The 21744-nt window shown below is 56.8% G+C and carries 15 protein-coding genes; 1 reads left to right on the top strand and 14 read right to left on the bottom strand.

Going from position 1 to position 21744, the window contains the following annotated elements:
* Nucleotides 1–8: 8 nt before the first annotated feature.
* The 7 genes from HMPREF2878_RS05190 to dapB all read right to left on the bottom strand — a co-directional run bounded on the left by HMPREF2878_RS05190 (nt 9) and on the right by dapB (nt 10058).
* Nucleotides 9–1142, bottom strand: coding sequence for a TerC family protein (locus tag HMPREF2878_RS05190; protein ID WP_016422604.1), 1134 nt, complete (start codon nt 1140–1142; stop codon nt 9–11).
* Nucleotides 1143–1378: 236 nt separating this feature from the next.
* Nucleotides 1379–4675, bottom strand: a complete 3297-nt coding sequence (locus tag HMPREF2878_RS05185; RefSeq protein ID WP_049193034.1) for a DNA translocase FtsK — start codon at nt 4673–4675, stop codon at nt 1379–1381.
* Nucleotides 4676–4780: 105 nt separating this feature from the next.
* The gene (locus HMPREF2878_RS05180) at nt 4781–5398 is read right to left on the bottom strand and encodes a TIGR03085 family metal-binding protein (protein WP_049170848.1); all 618 of its coding nucleotides are present in this window, start codon (nt 5396–5398) and stop codon (nt 4781–4783) included.
* An 89-nt stretch (nt 5399–5487) separates the two neighbouring features.
* The gene (locus HMPREF2878_RS05175) at nt 5488–7569 is read right to left on the bottom strand and encodes a ribonuclease J (RefSeq protein WP_049170842.1); all 2082 of its coding nucleotides are present in this window, start codon (nt 7567–7569) and stop codon (nt 5488–5490) included.
* The gene (gene dapA, locus HMPREF2878_RS05170; RefSeq protein WP_049170841.1) at nt 7569–8474 is read right to left on the bottom strand and encodes a 4-hydroxy-tetrahydrodipicolinate synthase; all 906 of its coding nucleotides are present in this window, start codon (nt 8472–8474) and stop codon (nt 7569–7571) included. The genes HMPREF2878_RS05175 and dapA overlap by 1 nt, the downstream gene beginning before the upstream one ends.
* Before the next feature lie 58 nt (nt 8475–8532).
* A complete protein-coding gene (gene thyX / locus HMPREF2878_RS05165) occupies nt 8533–9285 on the bottom strand; it encodes an FAD-dependent thymidylate synthase (protein WP_049170838.1) in 753 nt (250 codons plus the stop codon).
* Between the two features lie 20 nt (nt 9286–9305).
* Nucleotides 9306–10058 (bottom strand): 4-hydroxy-tetrahydrodipicolinate reductase, encoded by a 753-nt coding sequence (gene dapB, locus HMPREF2878_RS05160; RefSeq protein WP_049170836.1) that lies wholly within the window; start codon nt 10056–10058, stop codon nt 9306–9308.
* Nucleotides 10059–10322: 264 nt separating this feature from the next.
* On the opposite strand from dapB, the gene HMPREF2878_RS05155 reads away from it, so the two are divergent.
* Nucleotides 10323–11711, top strand: coding sequence for an MDR family MFS transporter (locus HMPREF2878_RS05155; protein WP_224433133.1), 1389 nt, complete (start codon nt 10323–10325; stop codon nt 11709–11711).
* Nucleotides 11712–11739: 28 nt separating this feature from the next.
* Here the strand turns inward: HMPREF2878_RS05155 and galK are convergent, their stop codons facing one another.
* The 7 genes from galK to HMPREF2878_RS05120 form a co-directional block, all read right to left on the bottom strand.
* On the bottom strand, nt 11740–14151 hold the full coding sequence (gene galK / locus HMPREF2878_RS11620) for a galactokinase (RefSeq protein ID WP_083280582.1): 2412 nt from the start codon (nt 14149–14151) through the stop codon (nt 11740–11742).
* A 9-nt stretch (nt 14152–14160) separates the two neighbouring features.
* Complete coding sequence (locus HMPREF2878_RS05145; RefSeq protein ID WP_049170832.1) at nt 14161–14442, bottom strand: hypothetical protein; 282 nt, start codon at nt 14440–14442, stop codon at nt 14161–14163.
* A 16-nt stretch (nt 14443–14458) separates the two neighbouring features.
* Nucleotides 14459–16120, bottom strand: coding sequence for a sodium:solute symporter family protein (locus HMPREF2878_RS05140; RefSeq protein WP_172954607.1), 1662 nt, complete (start codon nt 16118–16120; stop codon nt 14459–14461).
* Nucleotides 16121–16398: 278 nt separating this feature from the next.
* On the bottom strand, nt 16399–17355 hold the full coding sequence (locus HMPREF2878_RS05135) for an aldose 1-epimerase family protein (protein ID WP_049170826.1): 957 nt from the start codon (nt 17353–17355) through the stop codon (nt 16399–16401).
* A gap of 157 nt (nt 17356–17512) precedes the next feature.
* Nucleotides 17513–19780, bottom strand: a complete 2268-nt coding sequence (locus HMPREF2878_RS05130; RefSeq protein WP_070652948.1) for a polyribonucleotide nucleotidyltransferase — start codon at nt 19778–19780, stop codon at nt 17513–17515.
* A 507-nt stretch (nt 19781–20287) separates the two neighbouring features.
* Entirely contained in the window at nt 20288–20557 is a 270-nt protein-coding gene (rpsO, locus tag HMPREF2878_RS05125; RefSeq protein WP_016422594.1) for a 30S ribosomal protein S15, read from the bottom strand.
* Nucleotides 20558–20698: 141 nt separating this feature from the next.
* The gene (locus tag HMPREF2878_RS05120) at nt 20699–21694 is read right to left on the bottom strand and encodes a bifunctional riboflavin kinase/FAD synthetase (protein WP_070652947.1); all 996 of its coding nucleotides are present in this window, start codon (nt 21692–21694) and stop codon (nt 20699–20701) included.
* Nucleotides 21695–21744 lie beyond the last annotated feature (50 nt).

Below are 21744 nucleotides of genomic sequence, written 5' to 3'. Positions count from 1 at the left end.
GTGTTCGATTAACGCCCAGGCTCGTTCTTACCGGTGTGTGAACCGTTAGTTTCGCTTCCGGCCGACGTTGACCCCTCACTGACAGAAGTAGAGGAGGCGTGAGAGCCGAGGCCATCGCGGCTTCCATCATCATCGTGGTGAACACGCGGAAGGGCAATCGCACCCATGTTTTCATCACGCTTGCTCTTGAGCCACGATGCCAGGACAGTCACCACCAGAACGATGACGATGACCGCCAGCGACGCCCAGGTCGATACTTCAGGCACCGACACGTTCTCACCGCTGTTGATAAACGGCAGGTTGTTTTCATGCAGTGCGTGCAACAGCAACTTCACACCAATAAAGGCCAGGATGACACCCAGGCCATAAGCCAGGTACACCAAGCGATCCAGCAGACCGTCGAGCAGGAAGTACATCTGTCGCAACCCCATGAGAGCAAGGGCATTTGCAGTAAAGACGATATATGCCTCATCCGTCAGGCCGTAGATAGCCGGGATAGAGTCAAACGCAAACATCACATCGATAAAACCGATGGACACCAGCGCGATGGCAAGTGGAGTCAAGTAACGCTTGCCGTTTTCCTTAACGGTCAGCTTGTCCTTGTTGTAATGGTCCGAAATTGGGACGATTCGACGCAGCCATTGAATCAGCTTCATATCCGACGGATCGGGTTCCGGCTTATCGACGGCTTCGTCGTACACCGTCTTGATAGCCGTGTAAATCAGGAAGATTGCAAACAGGTAGAAAACGTCAGACCACTTGGCAATAACTGCCGCACCAGCCCAAATGAACAGGCCTCTGAATACCAGCGCCATCGCAATACCGAACAGCAAAACCTTTTGTTGGTACTGGCGCGGAATCTTGAATGCGCCGATGATGAGTGCAAAGACAAATAGATTGTCTACGCTGAGCGCCTTTTCGGTGATATAGCCCGATAGAAACTCAATGCCTCGGTGGTGATCCCATAACAACCACACCATTCCGCCGAAAATTAATGCCAAGACTACGTAGAAAGCGGTCCAGATGCCGGCTTCCTTCATAGTTGGGTTATGCGGCGTGCGAACGTGTGCATAGAAGTCAAAGGCGATAAAACCCATGACGACCACAATGGTGATAATCCATACCAATGCGGGGACATGCATATTAAAAAAAGACCTCCGGTCGTGCGAACATGAACCGGAGGTCTCTCCTGCTTCTGCCATAGTGGCAAAAGTGACGGCACCGGGATTCGATGTGCGCAAGACGAGTCTGTGCGTCCAATCCGTGCTGACGATAACCGTCACGGGCTAGCGGAAAACATCCACTTTTACCGGGGATACTCCCCTCCACGTGTGCCGACTATACACGCAATCAGAAACGGCGGTAAGGCTGGGTCGTCCTACGCCATAGACTGATTCGGATCAGCGTCGACTACGTTTACTTCTTCCTTAGGAGCATCCTCCGGGTTTGCGCCCTTGATCATCCACTTAATGGTTTCGAGCTCCTCTGGTTTGACCAGCACCTCACGTGCCTTAGATCCCTCTGACGGTCCAACCACTCCGCGAGTTTCCATCAGATCCATCAGTCGACCGGCCTTGGCGAAACCGACTCGCATCTTGCGCTGCAACATCGAGGTCGATCCGTGCTGTGCGGTGACCACCAGCTCGACTGCCTGAAGCAAATCTTCCAGGTCATCTCCGATATCGGGGTCAATGTTGCGCTCAGCCTCAGCACTCTTATCCTCCGTGACACCCTCGGTGTAATCCGGCTCGGCCTGCGCCTTAGCTGCATCGACTACTGCCTGAATCTCTTCGTCTGTGACGAAGGCCCCCTGAAGACGTCGCGGCTTGCCTGCACCCTGTGGGATGAACAGGCCATCGCCCATACCAATGAGCTTTTCAGCACCGCCCTGGTCAAGAATGACGCGGGAGTCCGTGAGCGACGAGGTAGCGAATGCCAGTCTCGATGGCACGTTCGTCTTAATCAAGCCGGTGACCACATCCACAGACGGACGCTGCGTAGCCAGCACCAAGTGGATACCGGCAGCACGGGCCTTTTGCGTGATGCGCACAATCGCATCTTCGATATCGCGGGGTGCGGTCATCATCAGGTCTGCCAACTCGTCAACGACACAGACAATGTACGGGTACGGACGGTACTCGCGCTCCGAGCCAAGTGGGGTCGTAATCTCACCGGACTTGACCTTACGGTTGAAGTCCTTGATGTGACGGACGCGGGCGGCCTTCATGTCCATGTAGCGCTGTTCCATCTCTTCAACCAGCCACTGCAGAGCCGCCGCGGCCTTCTTCGGCTGAGTGATGATTGGCGTAATCAGGTGAGGAATCCCCTCATATGGAGTCAGCTCGACCATCTTCGGGTCCACCAGAATCAGGCGGACATCCTCCGGGGTCGCACGAGTCAGCAGCGAAACCAACATCGAATTTACGAACGCGGACTTACCCGAACCGGTCGAACCGGCAACGAGAAGGTGCGGCATTTTCTGGATGGAGTGCGAGATAAACTCGCCCTCAATATCCTTACCGAGACCGATCAGCATCGGGTCATCGTTCGCAACGGTCTTGGGCGCGTTGAGTACGTCGGCAAGCCGAACCATCTCACGGTCGTTGTTCGGCACCTCGATACCAACGGCCGACTTTCCCGGAATCGGAGTCAGTAAGCGGACATTGTCGGTCGCTACCGCGTAGGCAATGTTGGACTGCAGGTTCGTGATCTTCGAGACCTTCACGCCCGGGCCAAGCTCGACCTCGTAGCGAGTCACCGTCGGACCGCGAGAGAAACCAGTCACCGCAGCATCGACCTTGAATTCTGCGAATACTTCAGTAATCGCCTCAATCATGCGGTCGTTCGTCGCCGTACGTGTCTTGGGACGCTCACCTGGAATCAACAAATTAGTCGATGGCAGGTGGTAGTCAGATTCCGGCGTGCGTGCCGACGAACCGGAAGTACCCTCGGCATCCTTTTCCAATTCAGACTTCGGAGTTGTGGCCGGAATCTTAGAGGCATCGATACCAGAACGAGCGGCAATGGCATCCATTGTGCGGCGGGTAGCCTCAGACACTGCATCCCGCGAATCATCGACAGACGACTCGCCCTGCGGCGCGCTCGCCGGCTCTACGGCCTCAGGTTGAACAGCGGGCTGTTTCGGAGCTCGGGAATCGGAAACACAATTCCGTTCGCTGTTATTAGCTGCAGCAGCCTCCTGCGTCGGGTACTCGGAGTACTCGTCATAATCCTCGTCGACAGCGTGGTAGTTCGTGCCCCCGACAGCTGGAATAGTCGATTCTGTCTCAGCGGTGTCGCGATGTACTGCATCCGACTGAGCTTCCTCCACGTACTCAGCTGCCGGAAACGCCGGCTCCACTGGGGAAACTCGATTGGAGTGCGGTGCCCCATTCCGGACATCGAACACTGTGGTCTTTGCCGAATCGTAGTCGACATCCTCAACCTGACGGGCACGTCGCGGAGCCTGTCGGTTCCTCTGCGGCTCTTCGTCCAAAAGATCGTAGAGGTTACCGTCAGTATCCGGTTCGTCGTAAGGCGCGGGTTCGGGTGCGGATATACGGCTATCCGCGCCACGGCGGGACGCTCGGTAAGCAGGGCGACCGGTCGAACGAGACGAGGAATGTTGCGTGCGGCTGCTGTGGCTTGGGCGACGCTCAATTAGCTGCGTCGGCTGGTCAAAGTCCTCATCGGCATATGCGGTATCGGAATCCCAGCTCGCACGACGTTCCAGCATGTCATCGACATTGCCGTAGGGATCGTCCGATTCCGGCTCGTCGCCGGCACGACGCGAAGACCACTCGGAAAAGTTGAAGTATTCCTTAGTGGCATCGATAAGCTGGCGCACCGTCGCGCCAGAGAGCACCAGAGCGCCGTAAAAAACGATACCCAGCAACAAAACCACGGCGACCCACGAGGTAAACCCGGCTGCTAGCGGCGAACCGATATAACCACCAATTGCGCCACCAGCTGCACGTCGCCCCTGCCAGTCCGCAGGACGACCCGAGCCGATATGCACAATTGCGAGCAGCCCCACCACGATCAGCGAAGCTCCAGTGATGGTAGGTGTCAGACGTTCACGGCGCGGCATAGCATCCAGCATCATTAATACGGAAACAACACCGAGCAGCACCGGAAGTACAAAAGCGCCGATACCAATGAGCGTGCGCACTGCCGTTTCAATGAACTCCCCCACTGGCCCTGCCAGGTGGAACCATGTCGAGCCAGCGAGCACAATCGCCAACGCCAGCACGAGTAGTGCGAGGCCATCCTTCGATCCCGGTTCGCCACCCTCATCGAAGTCTGCGTCGAACTCGTCAGCTGGCACGGAGGCCGGTGCCGGCGGTTCAATTACATCGTCATAGCCGCTAGCTGCTTTACGACGCTTCCTACGGGGCTTCGTCGAAAAATCGGCGTCTCTTTCGCGCCGCGACATATTCTCCTCTTCGTTTCGCTTATTTTTGCGACCGCTGACCCGCCGGGCAAGACCGGCCACGCCGCGGGCAGTTTCAGTCCAGGCGCTGGCCAAGCTATTGGCCACGAACGACATGGCGCTAGGAGTGCGCTCGAATTCCTCCGTGGCGCTGTGCACGGGGTATCGCCGCGTGGCATCTGTCTCCGCAGAGCGGGAAGATCCACGACGATTGTCAGTTCTGGTTCGGCTGGTCGCAGACATGACCATTACCTTACAGCTAACACCGGATCGTTTTCACATTAGTCACACGCATGTCATTGTTTAACAGGCGTGCTGTCGCGACCGTCCAGAACTGAGAACGTGATTTTAAAGACTGTTGCGCTTGATGCCCGATTCGTCACCGTCGATGGTGACGCGTACCTCGTCACGGCCATAGAGCCACAGCACCAGTTCCCCGACGCTTCCGCGGACAGTCACAACTGGAGCACCTTTAGCACTGTTGTCGATTAGGGTCACCGCAACTCCGTCGTCACGCATTAGCACCACGGTCGAGGTCGAACCGCGCAACATCATACGGCCGGCAGTAGTGACCAGACGCCACAGGTCCGACACTCCGGAGGGCGGCAGCTGACGAACGGTCCAGCCTTCCTGGGCACGACGGACATCCTCGTGATGGACGAAGTTCTCCGCAGCGTTGACGTAGCGGTCTGCCCAGTTCATTGGATTCCATCGCGGAGCACCACTACCCCACTTCCCCACCACTTCGACGTAGGGCATTCGATTGACCTCAGCGGTAACAGCATCGAGGCGGTCCGAAAGCGCCTTGACGAACATCCCGCCCGCGGCATCCAGACGGTTTTCACGAATGTACAGGTGGTTGGCAAGATCCCGGGTCGTCCACCCCTCGCACAAGGTCGGGGCGTCGGGGCCGACGCTGAGCAGTAGATTAGCTAGGTCTTCACGTTCCCGTTCAGCAAAAGTCATAGCTCCAGCCTAGACCAGGCACGGAGAAGCCCGCATCCACACGGTTGTAGGTGGATGCGGGCTCTTACGCTAAAAGACGCTCTAGAAATTTAGATACTTTCGCGCGACTCCTGGATTTCCTCATCGGTAACCTCTTCGGCTGCCTCAGAGGACATCGGCACGATTGTCGGAACAACCATCGGGCTGCGACGCCACTTCTGGTTAATGACACGCTCGGTGCGGCGACGAACTTCCTGAGCCATACGGTACGGGTTGTTCTCGCCACTGCCAGCCAGGTCAAAGAGAGTATCGTCAACGACCTGCTCGACGGTTTCGAGCACTTCCTTGGCGTCGTCCGAGTAACCGCGAGCCTGAGCCCGTGGCTTCTCCAACGGGCGGCCAGTGCGGTTATCAATGACGGCTGTGACGGTGATAAGACCACCTTCACGCATTTCAGCACGGTCTGCCAGCACGTCAGCGTCGACGTCACCCATGGTGACGCCATCGACGTAGAGGTTACCGACCGGAACCTGGCCAACTACACGAGCGCGGCCATCAACGAGGTCGACTACCACACCGTTCTGAGCCAGGACAACGTTCTCTGGCTTCACGCCAGTGGACACAGCCAGCTCCTTGTTGGCACGGAGGTGGCGCCACTCACCGTGAATCGGCATGACGTTCGACGGACGAGCTGCGTTGTAGAGGAACAGCAGCTCGCCGGCAAAGCCGTGACCGGAGGTGTGAACCTTCGCATCCTTACCGGTGATAACCGTGGCACCAATTTGGGCCAGCATGTTGATAACGCCGAAGACTGCCTCTTCGTTACCGGGTACCAGCGAAGAACTGAGGATAATCAGGTCGCCATCACGGACGGTGATCTGACGGTGCTCACGGCGGGCCATGCGAGACAGCGCAGCCATTGGCTCACCCTGCGTACCGGTAGTCACCAGCACGACCTTGTGGGGCGCCATGCGAGCGGCCTCGTTCATTTCCACAATGGTATTTTCCGGAGCGGTCAGCAGCCCCAATTCCTGCGCGATGCGCATGTTGCGAATCATAGAGCGACCGTTGAAGGCAACCTTGCGGCCAGCCTTAACAGCTGCGTCGATGACCGCCTGCACGCGGTAAACATTCGATGCGAAGGCCGCGACGATAACGCGCTGCTTGGCATCCATAATCAGACGGCGCAGAGTTGGAGCCAGCTCCGCCTCGGATCCCGAGAAGCCCGGAATCGTAGCGTTGGTGGACTCACACAAGAAGAGGTCGATTCCCTCATCACCGTAGCGGCTCAGCGCCGGCAGGTCAGTCGGCTTTCCGTCCGGCGGGGTCTGATCCATCTTCACGTCACCGGTGTGGACGACCATGCCGGCTCCGGTCTTAATGACGATGCCAAGGCACTCCGGAATCGAGTGGTTGACATTGAAGAAACGCAGATCGAACGGGCCACGCTGAATGTGGCTGGTGTCGTTGACCTCGATGACCTTCGGGCGCTGACGGTGTTCCTGTGTCTTGGCCTGAATCAGTGCCAGGGTAAAGCGAGAAGCAATAATCGGGATGTCCGCGCGCTGCTTGAGCAACCAAGGGATAGCACCGATGTGGTCCTCGTGACCGTGGGTGACCACGAGAGCTTCCACGCGATCCCACTTGTCTTCCATGTAGGAGAAGTCAGGCAGGATCAGGTCAACACCCGGCTCATCCGAGCTCGGGAACAGCACGCCGCAGTCGACGATGATCAGGCGGTTCTTGTACTCCAACACGGTCATATTGCGACCGATTTCGGAAATACCGCCCAGTGCAACCACGCGCAGGCCGTCCTTGGGGGCCTTCGGCGGTGCAGGAAGACGCTGGGTCAAGTCCGCACCCTGCATCGACTGGACTACGTTACGACGGTTGCCACCGCGTCCGCCACGGCCACCCCTCGAACTATTTCCGCGATTACCTCCACGGCCACCGCGACCACCGCGGGAACCGCGGTTGGAAGAATTCGAGGAACCTTGGGACTTCTTAGCGTTACCGGAGTTCTTACGCTCACCGGAACGCTGCGAGGACTTCGAGCCGTTGGATTTAGCTCCACCCTTGTCGGAACCCTTGGATGCAGAGTTATTGGACTGCTCTGCTGCAGCCACGTCGGACTCGGAAGGCGGACCAGCCTTACGAGTTACCTTGCGGGCGCGATTGCGTCCTTCAGCCACTACAGAACACCTGCCTTCCGCATAGCTTCTTCAAGCACCTCAAGCTGCTGGTCATTTGCTGCAATTTGCGGCAAGCGTGGATCTCCTATCTCAATGCCCTGCAGACGCAGAGCGGATTTAGCAAAACTTACACCGCCAAGTGCAGCCTGAGCGGCAAACAGCGGAGTCATCTTCGCGTGGGCAGCCTGCGCACCAGCAAGGTCTCCCTTGTCAAAGCAAGAGCGCACCTCAGCCAGCAGCTGCGGGGCTGCATGTCCAATAACGGAAATAAACCCGGTGGCGCCAATAGACAGCCACGGAAGGTTCAGCACATCGTCACCGGAGTACCACGCCAAATCAGTATTAGCGATAATGCCGGCGGCAGCTCCCAAATCCCCCTTGGCGTCCTTAACAGCCTGGATTCTCGGGTGCTCCGCCAACCGGTAAATGGTATCAACTTCAATCGGAATAACCGAACGCGGTGGAATGTCATACAGACACACCGGCGCCTCGGTTGCGTCAGCCACTGCCGTAAAGTGACGGTACAGCCCCTCCTGGGACGGCTTGGAGTAATACGGCGTGACGACGAGCAGCGCATCCGCGCCCGCCTCCACAGAAGCCTTTGCCAGCTCGATGGACCCGGCCGTGTCATTGGTGCCGGCACCGGCCACGAGCTTAACCTCGTCACCCATCTCTGCACGGACAGCTCGGAGAAGCTCAAGCTTTTCCTCAACCGTCGTAGTAGGCGACTCGCCGGTAGTACCGGCCAGAATGAGTGCATCGCAGCCACCGTCTACAAGATGACCAGCGAGCTGCACACCCGCCTTGACATCGAGGTTTCCGTCCTTATCAAAAGGGGTCACCATAGCTACGGCGACGGTGCCGAAAATGTCAGCACCGCGAGTTGACGCAATTCCTGTGCTCATTGTTGACTACCTTTTCTTAAAAATCTCAATCGACTATATCTTCACACTGTACGTGCGATTACCCCTCGAAGGCGTAAGGACTCGACGCGACGACCGACCCATCCTTCAGAGTGTTAATCTCAAAATCCCCAAAAGCAACAGGAGCACAGCGCTGCAGCTCCCGCAGGCAAGCCACTGCCAACTCCCGAATTTCAGCATCGGCATGCTCAGTCGCACGCATCGAAATGAAGTGGCGCCAAGACCGGAAATTACCAGTAACCACGATTCGAGTTTCGGTGGCATTGGGCAAAACCGCCCGGGCTGCCTGGCGTGCCTGCTTTCGCCGCAAGATAGCGTTGGGCTCGTCGGCCCACTTCTCTTCCAGTGCGTCTAATAACTCACCATAGGCGAAACGGGACTGATCAACCGCGCTTTCGAAAACTCGCAACAGATCCGGGTCCTCCGCAATTGCGGGAGGAACCACAACATTGTTGGAACTGGCCGGCACAAACCGCTGCGACAACTGCGAAAAGGAAAAGTGGCGGTGCCGTGTGAGTTCATGTGCACACGAGCGCGACAGCCCACGAACATAGATGCTTGCACTTGCGTGTTCAAAAAGTGAGGTGTGGCCTACCTCAAGCACATGTCGCAGATATCCCCTATTCGTCGCCGTTCGTGGATTGGGCTTGTCCCACGTTTCATAACAAGCCCTGCCGGAGAACTCAATCAATGCTTCCCCACCATCGGCATCGGTATCAAAGTCGATGTCCTCCGGCGGGAAGAAGTTGGTCGCGGCGATTAGCTGCGCCTTGAGAGTGACATTTTCAGACATTTTCAGTTAACTCCCGGCCATTAAAGTCCCAGGAACGGCTCCAGTCCCACAGTCAGGCCCGGAAAATCCTCAATCTTGCGCACACCCAGCAGAACGCCTGGTACGAAGCTGGTGCGCGAGTAGGAGTCCTGCTTGATGGTGAGCGACTGCCCTTCTGCACCAAAGATAACGGTCTCGTGAGCCACCGAACCGGTCATACGGACTGCGTGCACCGGAATGCCCTCGACCTCAGCACCGCGAGCACCATCGAGAGTTTGCTCAGTGGCGTCCGGCTGCTCCCCCATGCCGGCTTCCTTGCGAGCACGAGCAATAGCCTCAGCAGTGTGGATAGCGGTGCCCGAGGGGGCATCCTTCTTAAAAGGGTGGTGCATTTCGATAACTTCAGCGGAATCGAAGTACGGAGCGGCTAGCTCCGCCATCTTCATCGTCAGTACCGCGGAGATTGCGAAGTTCGGTGCAATAAGAACATTGGCCTCACCGGCGGCGTCGTCAAGCCAGCGCTGCACCTGATCGAGGCGCTCCTTGGTAAAACCCGTAGTACCCACGACGGCGTTGATGCCATTCTTAATGCAGAACTCAAGATTGCCCATCACAGCGTCGGGCTGAGTAAAGTCAACAATGGTCTGCACACCAGCGGTGACAAGTTCATTCAGGTCATCGCCAGAGTCGAGACCCGCTGCCAGCTCCAAATCGTCGGCGGCTTCGACTGCCTCGCAGATGGTGGACCCTACCTTGCCCTTGGCGCCAAGTACGCCGACCTTGATATTGCTCACAGCTATTGTCCTTTCCCAACGGGTTTATCTTTCTCCCTTACCTTAGAATGTGTTGGCCAACTTGTGTGCCAATGCCCCCGTCCGCTTTGCCTTTTTGTCGACTTACGACGGGGTTTTTGTTGCGCTAAGATTCCATATCTTCGACAATTACCTATTTCTGTACCGATATATAGAAAGAGACTTCAATTGGTTTCTGAATCTGAAGATTCCGAACTCAGCCCAAGTTCGGAGGCACCACAGGCCGATGCGCCCAAAAGTGCTTATATGGCCATTTACGTGCTACTAGCTGCGGCATTCATGGCTATCTTGAACGAGACGGTCATGAGCGTCGCAATTCCCGTCGTCAAGGCGGACCTCGGAATCAGCGCAGCTACCGCAGGCTGGCTGACAACATCGTTCCTACTGACCATGGCAGTTGTCATTCCGGTCACTGGATTTCTCATTTCGGCAGTGCCGTTCCGCATTCTTTTCGCGGTCAGTCAAGGACTATTCGTCGTGGGCACTCTCATCGGTGCTTTCGCGCCAAACTTCGCGATCGTTCTGCTCGCACGCATTGTCCAAGCGTCCGGTACCGCAGTGCTGCTGCCGCTGCTGATGACCACGGTGCTCAACGTAGTACCGGAGCATGAGCGCGGGCGCATGATGGGACGAATGAGCGTGGTCATCGCTGTCGCGCCTGCTATCGGACCGACCATCTCCGGTCTCATTCTGGAGATTGCCAATAACAATTGGCATGCGCTTTTCGACACGATGTTGCCGCTCGGCCTAATTGTGCTGGTAGTGGGCGTCATCCTCGTTCCCAATATTGAGGAAAACTCCGCGAAGCCCATCGATATCCTCTCGGTGTTCCTCAGTGCCGGCGCATTCGGCCCGCTGGTGTACGCGCTGAGCCGCGTAGGCGCAGAGTTTTCGCTTATCGACGGAATCCTGTGCGCAGTCGGCATCGTGCTGTTGGTGTTCTTCATCATGCGCCAGCGCCGTTTGGCACCGCACAACCGAGCTCTGCTGGATCTTCGAACCTTCCGCACAAAGAGCTTTAGGCTGTCCACAATCATTCTGACCATTGGTTTCATGCTGATGTTCGGTGTGATCATCATTTTGCCGCTCTACCTCAATCTGCGAGGTGTCGACGTCAAGACTATTGGTTTGATTGTGATGCCTGGTCCACTGGTTATGGGTCTGATGGGACCGGCTGTCGGCCGGCTCTTTGACAGCTATGGTCCGCGCCCACTGGCAATTCCCGGCTCCATTGTCCTTGCCCTCGGTCTTTTCGGGCTCGGCTTCATCTCAGCATCGACTCCGCTATGGTGGATTGTCGCCTGCCACATCGTCCTTGAGATTGGCCTGGGGCTGCTGTTTACTCCGCTGTTCACATTCGGTCTTGGTGATCTTCCGAAGCGCCTCTACCCGGATGGCTCAGCAATCATGAACACGCTACAGCAGGTTGCCGGCGCTGTCGGTACCGCACTGTTTGTGGCGCTGTCAGCTGTTATTGCCACTGGCCTGTCCGGCACTGGTGCAGCAGCTCCTGCCGCCGACGACTTGATTCGTGGCTATAGCATTGCGATGTTTACCGCCGCGGGATTTGCCGTGGTGCTAATCTTCCTCACCACGCTGCTCAAGCCGCAGCGGAAGAAGATTGCATTACAGTAGCCCCCCCCAAGACCGGGGGGAATACCGCCTAAACTAGGCGGCTTGCTCCCGGCCCGGGATTTCCAACGAAAAACTCCGGTTCCGGCATTCCTCTGTCACGGAAGGCCGACGCAACTGCATTCGCTGCAGCACTGACACGGTCGTGTGGCAGCAGCGCAATGGCACTGCCGCCAAAGCCACCGCCAGTCATTCGGGCACCAAGCGCCCCCTGCTCAAGCGCTACGTCCACAGCAAGATCCAGCTCTGGACAGGAAACTTCGTAGTCATTCCTCAGCGAAAGATGGCTTGCCACCATCAACGTGCCAAAGGCCTCGAAGTCCCCCTCGGAAAGCTTTTCAATCGCCTGTGCCGTCCGGTCAATTTCGGTAACAACGTGACGTACTCGGCGCGCCACGGTATCAACCCATTGATCCCTATCTGCCTCAGCTGGGACGTTCTCCTTCGCCCAATTGATAGCAGCACCAACTGCATCATCCAGACCGCGGAAATCAGATACCCCAAGACCATTTGTCACGGCATCGATGATTCCGCGACGCGTCGCATACTGACCATCCGAGAGACTATGCCGAACGTTGGTGTTGATTACCAAAACCTCTAGGTCCTCGTCTGCGAAAGCAGCCTTTACAAGCTGGTCAGAACTCTTCGCAAAATCAATGACCAGTGCGTGGTTTTCCTTGCCCTTGATGGAAATACGCTGATCCAGACCGCCGGTAGAGGCACCAATGACCTCATTTTCTGCGCGGATAGCCGCCTCAACAATTCCCTGCTGCTCTTCATCGTTTGGTGCGCGCCCGTGGACGAGCTCAAAGGCTGCAACGCCGACAGAACACTCCAGAGCGGCGGAGCTGGAGAGCCCGGAACCGATCGGAACATCGGAGGAAATCGCAATGTCAAGGCTTGGACAATCCGCGGGCAACAGCCCTGCCTCACGCATAGCCCAGATAGTGCCAACTGCGTATCCCGTCCAATTTGCAGGAGAGTTCGGACCGACATCGGACATTGCGATAGCAACCGGCTTGTCACCGTCTGCGGCGTCGTCCTTGTCCATCAAGTCCGAAACAACTCGCACTGTCCACGAGTCACCAGCAGCCTGGGCACCCACCGCTGCGAAAGTACTCTGTGCCAACGCGAATGGCAGACAGATACCACCGGCATAATCGACATGCTCGCCAATCAGGTTGACTCTGCCTGGGGCGCGGAAGACGCCCTGTGGTTCCGAACCGAAACTGCGGCGGAATTGCTCAGTTACGTCAGATACCGCCTGTTTATGGGAGCGAGTGGGAAGCCAGCGAGTCTGGCCAACTTCCCGGAAGCGGTCAGCGATTGCCTCCGGGGTCGTGTCCGAAATCCAGGCTCCTTGCCCGGACTCTGAACCCGCGAGGAACTTCATGCGTCCTGCAGAGCGCATCATGGAATAGAGCTGCAGGTGGAGGCGGCCAAACTGGTGATCCTCGCCTACCGGAGCTTGGTTCCATGCTGCGATGTACGGCGTTTTGTCGATGCCGGGGAAGAATCGGTCAATACGTCGCAGCAGGTCAAGGTACATTGCTGTCAGTTCGTCCTTCTCCGCATCGGTCAGCTCCTGAAAACTACCGACAGCGCGGTTAGCCATAATCATGACTTCGACTGGCCACTTAGCTGCAGCTGGGACGAATGCGGTGAAGTACTCCCCTTCTGCGATGATCCGTCGACCTGAAGCCTTTTCGGCCTCCAGGACATCCTCAAAGAGGTCACGACCGGTGGTTTCGAAGTGGGCTTTCGCGCGTGAAACAATGGCTGCCGCACGTGGGGGCAGATACGGGTACGAGTAAATCTGCCCATGAGGATGCTGCAGCGTTACCCCAATTTCCTTGCCCCTGTTTTCAAAGGGGAACACCAACCTCACACCTTCGAGCTTGCTGAGTTCCGCAGTGCGGTGCGCCCACGCTTCAATAACGGTGCGAGCACGAGTAAAGGTCAGATCCCGGAAGGAGTCCGAAACATTCGGGGTAAAGCAGACAACCTCGCACCGAGCCAAGGCCGGCTTCCGCGGGAAAATCTCGGCGCCGTCGACAGTTTGGGCAAAGTCATCCGGAACTTCCATGTGCATGGAAAGCGAAGGGAAGCGGTTTTCAAAAACCACCACGTCGTAGTCACTGGCAGGCACCTCTGTGGGAAGTTGTTCCGGCAGCGTCGGAGCTAGTGGGTTCTCACCAGCAGGAGGCATAAAGGTGCGGTTCATGCGGTGCGCCGCGTAGCAGTACCAATCACCTGTCAGCGGATCTTGGCGCAGCTCCGACTCCGTAATCGCCTGTGGCAAATCACGTTCGTCGGTTAACTTTCGAGTCTTTTTGCCCGAGACATAGTCCGGTTCATCGTCGAAGTAGATTAGCTCGCGACCGTCGGCAAGCGTAGTGCGCGTTACCGAAAAAGCGTGAGAAGGCTGGTCATCGGTTGTCATTTTTACTCCTTATGATTCTTCGACAACCGTTGGGCGCAGTTTTGCCCAGGCATAGAAAACGATTGCAAAGAGAAGCAGGGCTATGCCGCTGTACAGGTTATACATCGGCTCTTTGGCAACACTGGTCTCCGGGTTAACTCCAGGATCGAGGAACAGCCACGACAGCAGCAAAATGATGCCGTAAAGACCAAGCAGCGCCCCAATGACATTGCGAATGTCAAAGGCACCTGCTTTCTTATTACCGGTGCTGATAGTCGCTTCTACAGTTGAATTGTTGTGTGTCCGTGACATGATTTCTCACTAGCTCCTATGCGAAAACGATGTTAAGAACTACGGCCATCACCAGGCACAAAATACCCAGCGGAACAGTTCGCTGTAACAATGGCAGCTCTGCCTCAGCAGCGTCTGTGAAGTGAGCCTTCGGCGTGACGGACTTGACGAAGCCCACCAGCTCCTCATCGGGTTTCGGCGTTGTCATGAGCGAAACGACCACAGCCACCACAATATCGACGACGAATGCCACGGAGGCGGCAGCGAACGCAGTGCCTTGCCCCGGCAGCTCAAAGATGGTTGCGCTTGCCGACGTGAACTCGGAGATGTACCAGTACAAAATCGCAGCACCCGTTCCTGCGAGCAGAGACGTCCAACCTGCTGTCGGCGTCATGCGCTTCCAGAACATACCGATAAGGAAGGTAGCGAACAACGGTGCGTTGAAGAAGCCGAATAGCGTCTGCAGGTAGTCCATGACGTTGCCGAAATTATCGGCAATCAATGCGGTGAACACTGCGATGCCGGTCGCGCCAATGGTAGCGATACGACCAACCTTGAGGTAGTAATCATCTGCTCGATTTTTGACGACGTAGGTCTGCCAAATGTCGTAGCTAAAGACTGTGTTGAACGCGGAGATATTCGCCGCCATACCTGCCATAAAGGCTGCTAGTAGCCCTGCAATAGCGATGCCCAGCAGGCCGTTGGGAAGCAAATCTCTCATTAGGTACAGAATTGCGTCGTTAGGCTTGGCAGTCTGATCCATGATGGGTGCGACAGTCGCGCCGGCGATCATGCCCGGCAGCACCACGATGAACGGAATGAACATCTTTGGAAACGCGCCGATAATTGGAGTCTTGCGTGCGGCCGACAGCGAATCGGCTGCCATGGATCGCTGAACCTCCACGAAGTTCGTTGTCCAATAGCCAAAGGACAGCACGAATCCCAAACCGAATACCAATCCGATGACTGAAACTACCGGGTTGTCAAAACCAGAAATATCCGTGCCCGGCCAGGTGTGGAAGTGCGATTCAGTGGCAACTTTTTCCTTAAGCCCCGACCAGCCGCCGACGCTGTGCAGACCGATTAGAGTCAGTGGCATTAGAGCTGCGACAATCACGAAGAACTGAAGTACCTCGTTGTAAATCGCTGCGGACAGTCCGCCCAACGTGATGTAGGACAGCACAATGACTGCAGCGACGACCAATGTCAGCCACAGTGGCCAGCCGAGTAGCGCATTGACCACTTTGGCCAGCAGCAAAAGGTTGATACCCGCGATGAGCAGCTGCGCGACGGCGAATGAAATCGCGTTGACAAGGTGCGCTCCGGGACCAAAACGACGCAGCATGAATTCTGGTACTGAGCGAACCTTGGAGCCATAGTAAAAGGGCATCATGACAATGCCCAGGAACACCATGGCGGGAACCGCACCAATCCAGAAGTAGTGCATGGTCTGGAAACCGTATTCCACACCATTTGCGGACATACCGACGATTTCCACTGCGCCTAGGTTGGCTGAGACGAACGCCAACCCTGTCACCCAAGCCGGCAGTGAGCGCCCAGAGAGGAAGAAGTCAATGGAGCTGGACACTTTGGCTCGTGCAGCCCAGCCAATGCCTAGGACGAATAGGAAGTATAGGGCAACAATGGAGTAATCCACCCATGATGCCTCGAGCCGTAGGGCTGATTGCGCCACTATCACGACGGCCTCCTCACAATTAGGGAGTCAAAACGTATTCAGGAAATGCACGAATCGGGATTTCTTTTTCTCGGCACCTGGCTGGTGCACGCCCATCAAGGCCGTGAAAGTGGCTCGACCTACCCCGAAGTGTGGGGCCAGATAGCCACTATCCGGAACAAAAGGAAGACCTATTCTTTTACATTCGTCCCCAAGTGTATTTTCCATTCTTAATTCCAGGTGAATTAATTAAGAAGGTTTTAACCCGATTGAGGGGGCTGCACTCTTCTGCGCTGGGAAAACTATTTTCCGCCCGTTTCCGCGCGCAGTCCCATGGCAAGAGTTGTTGTCTCTCCAGCCTGAACTCGCAGCAAACCGGTACCGGAGCGTAGCGCATCCGGCGGACATGTCATTGGCTCCACCGCAATCGCATTCCCGTGCCCAGGAAATCCTTCTCGTCGTCCAGCGTCGGCAACATAGACCTGGAAGAAGCGGAATTCATCATCGGCCCAGAGCACAGCACCCTTGCCATTTGGTCCAACCAAATGTGCTTCACGACGGCACGGTGAGTGACTCCCCGCTGCCTCCGCGGCAGCAAAGAAGCAGTGATCCAGCCACAGTCCATCCAGGGATACCCCCTCTCGAAGGCTGGGAACCACTGTCTCCGCTGGCACCGCTGGGCCGGCGGGCAAGTTTCGAATTGGCTCCAGTGGCAGGTTGTTATCAACGGGCAACCGTAGTGTGCAACTGCCGAAGTCAGCGCCCAACGCGCTTAAATAGGGATGCCAGCCCAGACCAAACGGGCACTCCCTATCGCTGCGATTATGCACTGTGAACTCCGCCGATAGGCCATCTGCAGACGTGACTTGCCAGCGCACGGTCATACCGAGTTCCCAAGGCCAGCCCGGTTGCGGCTCAACTTCCACGCCCAAGGTGACGCTGCTGTCATCAGAATCGACCACAGACCAAACGCGATCTGCAACAAATCCGTGAATAGCATTCGCCCGGGACGGCTCCGAAATATCTAGTCGATGGACTTCCCCATCAAAGATGAATACTCCGTCAGCGACCCTGTTCGGCCACGGAGCCAGGAGCGTACCTGCGGACAACGGTGGATTGAACCCTTTGGGATAGTCAGTCAGCAGTGGCAGGCCACAGTACTCCAGTGATCTCGGTCCACCACCGAACTGGGAAATACTTGCGACATAGCCACCGGCCGCAATGTCGATGAATTCATGATCGTGCGCGACAAGTTGCATGCGCAAATTACCTTCCACGTGGGTTCGAAAATTAATCCCTTCGAAACCCGAGATTAACCCAAAACAAAAGCGCGGTTAGGTCAATTTGTGACCTAACCGCGCCATCGCTACACGCGTTGTTGGAGGCTACCTAAAGCACATCCTCCGTCGCCAAGCATTAATCGTCTTCGACCGGAACCAGCGAGATCTTGCCGCGGTTGTCGATATCAGCGATTTCGACCTGAATCTTGTCGCCGACATTGATGACATCCTCGACCTTCTCGATGCGCTTGTCGCCACCGAGCTTGGAGATGTGGATCAGACCGTCACGGCCCGGAGTCAGGGAGACAAAAGCACCGAAAGCGACAGTCTTCACGACAGTGCCCAGGTAGCGTTCGCCGACCTTCGGCAGCTGCGGGTTAGCAATGGCATTAATCTGCTCGATTGCAGCGTCCGCGGCCTTACCGGAAGTTGCCGAGACAAATACGGTGCCGTCGTCCTCGATAGAGATATCAGCACCGGTTTCCTCGGTGATGCCGTTGATGGTCTTGCCCTTCGGACCGATGAGCTCACCGATCTTCGAAGCCGGAACCTTAACGGTGGTGATCTTCGGAGCGAGACCACTCATCTCGTCCGGAGACTCGATGACCTCAGCCATGGTGGACAGGATGGCCAGACGTGCATCACGAGCCTGGGACAGAGCATCGGCCAGAACCTTCGACGGAATACCGTCGAGCTTGGTGTCCAGCTGCAGTGCGGTAATGAAGTCCGCAGTACCAGCGACCTTGAAGTCCATGTCACCGAATGCGTCTTCGGCACCGAGAATATCGGTCAGTGCGACGAAGCGGTTTTCACCGTCAACCTCGCCGGAAACCAGGCCCATGGCGATACCGGCAACCGGAGCCTTCAGCGGCACACCGGCGTTGTACAGCGACAGAGTCGAAGCACAGACCGAGCCCATGGAGGTCGAACCATTGGATCCAAGAGCCTCGGAGACCTGGCGAATGGTGTACGGGAATTCCTCGCGGGACGGCACGACCGGCAGCAGAGCGCGCTCAGCCAGTGCCCCGTGACCAATCTCGCGGCGCTTCGGAGAGCCAACACGACCGGTCTCGCCGGTGGAGTACGGCGGGAAGTTGTAGTGGTGGATGTAGCGCTTGGAGGTAACAGGAGTCAGCGAGTCAATCTGCTGCTCCATCTTCAGCATGTCCAAAGTGGTGACACCCAGAATCTGGGTCTCGCCGCGCTCAAACAGCGAAGAGCCGTGGGCACGCGGAATCAAGCCGACCTCAACGCCCAAGTCACGAATGTCGGTGACACCGCGACCATCGATGCGGAAGCCCTCAGCGAGAATCTTCTCACGGACAATCTGCTTCATCACTGCGTTGTATGCAGCGCGAATCTGCTTAGATGCAGCTTGCTCGTCGACATCATCGGATACGAAGCGCTCCAGCAGCTGCCCCTCGACGTCCTCCATGTACTCATTGGTGGCGTCATCTCGTTCCTGCTTACCCGGAATGGTGAGCAGCTTGGCCAGCTTCTTAGCGGACTTCTTCTCGACTGCGTTAAAAATCTCATCGCCGTATGCCGGGAACAGCGGGAACTCCTGCGTTTCCTTCGCTGCGCGCTCAGCCAGACCCTTCTGTGCCTCACACAGAACCTTGATGTGCGGCTTTGCTGCCTCGAGGCCAGCGGCGACGATGTCCTCGGTCGGCGCCGGTGCACCGTCAGCAATACGCTTGACGACGGTCTCCCCTGCTCCGGCCTCCACCATCATGATGGCGACATCTTCGACGTTCTTGCCGCGACGCTTGCGGGTGACGATACGGCCAGCGACGACCATCTCGAACAGAGCCTGCTCGTGCTGCTCCTCGGTCGGGAAAGCGACCCATGCACCCTCTGGGTGCTTGTCATCAGCAACGAGCGCGATGCGGACGCCACCGACAGCGCCGGAAACCGGCAGCCCGGAAAGCTGAGTTGCAGCTGACGCGCCGTTGATTGCGACAACGTCATAACGGTCCTTCGGATCCCAGGACATGACGGTGACGACAACCTGTACCTCGTTGCGAAGGCCCTTGACGAAGGTCGGACGCAGCGGACGGTCAATCAGACGACATGCCAGGATGGCGTCGGTGGACGGGCGGCCCTCACGGCGGAAGAACGAACCCGGAATCTTGCCCGCGGCGTACATACGCTCTTCAACGTCGACGGTCAGCGGAAAGAAATCAAAGCCCTCGCGGGGCTGGTTGGAAGCGGTGACGGTGGACAGGAGCATGGTCTCCTCGTCCAAGTAGGTGGTCACCGAACCATCGGCCTGACGAGCCAGTTGGCCCGTTTCAAAGCGAATGGTGCGGGTGCCGAAATCACCATTGTCGATGGTGGCAACGGCCTCGGTAATACCGAAATCCTCATCAAAGAAAAATTCAACAGCCTTGCTGTTGGCCATAGGTTTCTTACTCCTAGAAATAGCGGCGATCATCGATGTCGCCTGTAAAAGATCGAATGAACTTCGTTTGCGTCACGCATTCTACCAGCTAACGCGGAAAGTTCTTGTATTGGACGGATCGGAGATCTCTCACTGCATCTGGGTTCTTGCACCTACGCGGGGTTCTAGGAGTTTGCGGGGCGGGGGGCACTTATCGATGACTTTTCTTGACTCATCGATGGTTTACCGTGTCTTATCGACGAATTACCGTGTCTTATCGATGGTGCCCGGCACTTGTGCGCACGCTTTCGATCAGCCCCTCCACATGTCGATGAGGGATTCACTTGTGGCCACGCTACAGCGCATCGATGAGTGAATACCACAACGACAAGTGATCAAAAAAAAGACCCGCCGTGAGCTTCCATCCAATGGAAACCCAAACGGCGAGTCTAAAAAGCTTAAAAGCCTTGAATTAACAGAGCAACTTACACCAATGAAGCTCTGACAAACAGGACCTTAAGGAGAACCTTAGCGACGCAGACCCAGGCGCTCGATCAGCTTACGGTAGCGCTCAACATCGTTGTCCTGCAGGTACTGCAGCAGGCCCTTGCGGCGACCGACCAGCAGCAGCAGACCACGACGGGAGTGGTGATCGTGCTTGTGGAACTTCAGGTGCTCGGTCAGCTGACGAATACGTGCGGTCAGCAGTGCAACCTGAGCCTCCGGGGAACCGGTGTCGGTCTCGTGCAGGCCGAACTCCTTGAGAATCTCAGCCTTTTCTGCAGTGTTCAAAGCCATGTAAATCTAACTCCTTGAATCAAATTATGGTCGTTTTTTCAGTCCACATTCTCGGCTTTTCCGGAACCAAACAGCGTCTGGCAGCTGGTTCCTCGCAACTGCTTGTGGACCGCAGTCACAGCCGACGTTTTACTCTAACAGCTAATCGGTCTTAGCCAAAATGGCCTCGGTGTCTGCCACGTCCTGGCTCATCCGGTCAATGAGCTCCTCGACCGAGTCGAACTTCTCCATTCCGCGAATCCGGTCGACAAACTCAACCTGCCCGGCGGTGCCGTAGAGGTCCGCATGACGGTCAATCACGTAGGCCTCGACCGTTCGATCAGTGTCTCCAAAGGTCACATTAGTGCCCACCGACACGGCCGCTGGGTAGCGCACCCCAAACTCGATATCGCCCTTCGGGTCCGGCTCCGGGCGGGCTGCCGTCGGCTGAACCGTGAACCATGCCGCGTAGACACCATCAGCCGGGATTGCTAGGCCCTCAGCGAAGTCAATATTGGCGGTCGGAAAGCCCAGCTGCACTCCCCCACGCCCCTGACCTGGAAGAACATCACCATCGACACGGTAGAAGTACCCGAGACACGAGGCGGCTGCGGACACCGCACCGTCGGCAAGCAAACCGCGAATACGTGTCGACGAAACACGTTCGGTCGAGTCCGCGGCAGTGACGTCGAGAAGGTCGACGATGGTGACGTCGACCCCACACTTACAGCCGTGCTCCGGCATAGTCTCGGCGGTACCTGCGGCCTTCTGCCCATAGGTGAAGTTCTGGCCAACGAAGACGGCCTGTGCATTCAGCTTGTCGCGGACAACGGTGCGTACAAAGTCTTCTGCGGGGATGCTGGAGAAGTTCTTGTCGAAAGGCACGACAAGCATGGCATCGATTCCCTCCGCCTCTGCCAGCTCGGCACGACGGGAAACGGTGGACAGCGCCGGCGGCACCTTATCCGGGGCAAACAGCGCTACGGGATTGGGATCGAAAGTCATCAACAGCGACTTCACGCCACGAGCGCGAGCGTCACTGACCGCAGCAGCTATCAGGCGCTTATGCCCAAGATGAATACCATCGAACACTCCGATGGTTACGACCGTGTCCCCCAGGTCTTCGGGTGCATTGTCCAAGCCATACCAAATCTCCACAGAGAGCCAGTGTAACTGGTCACCGTTTAACACACCGCATATAGCGCAAC

The organism is Corynebacterium sp. HMSC065H09 (assembly GCF_001812845.1).
GTDB classification, from domain to species: Bacteria; Actinomycetota; Actinomycetes; order Mycobacteriales; family Mycobacteriaceae; genus Corynebacterium; species Corynebacterium jeikeium_D.
The sequence above is the reverse complement of the archived record's forward strand: the minus strand, read 5'-3'. Positions and strand labels throughout refer to the sequence as shown.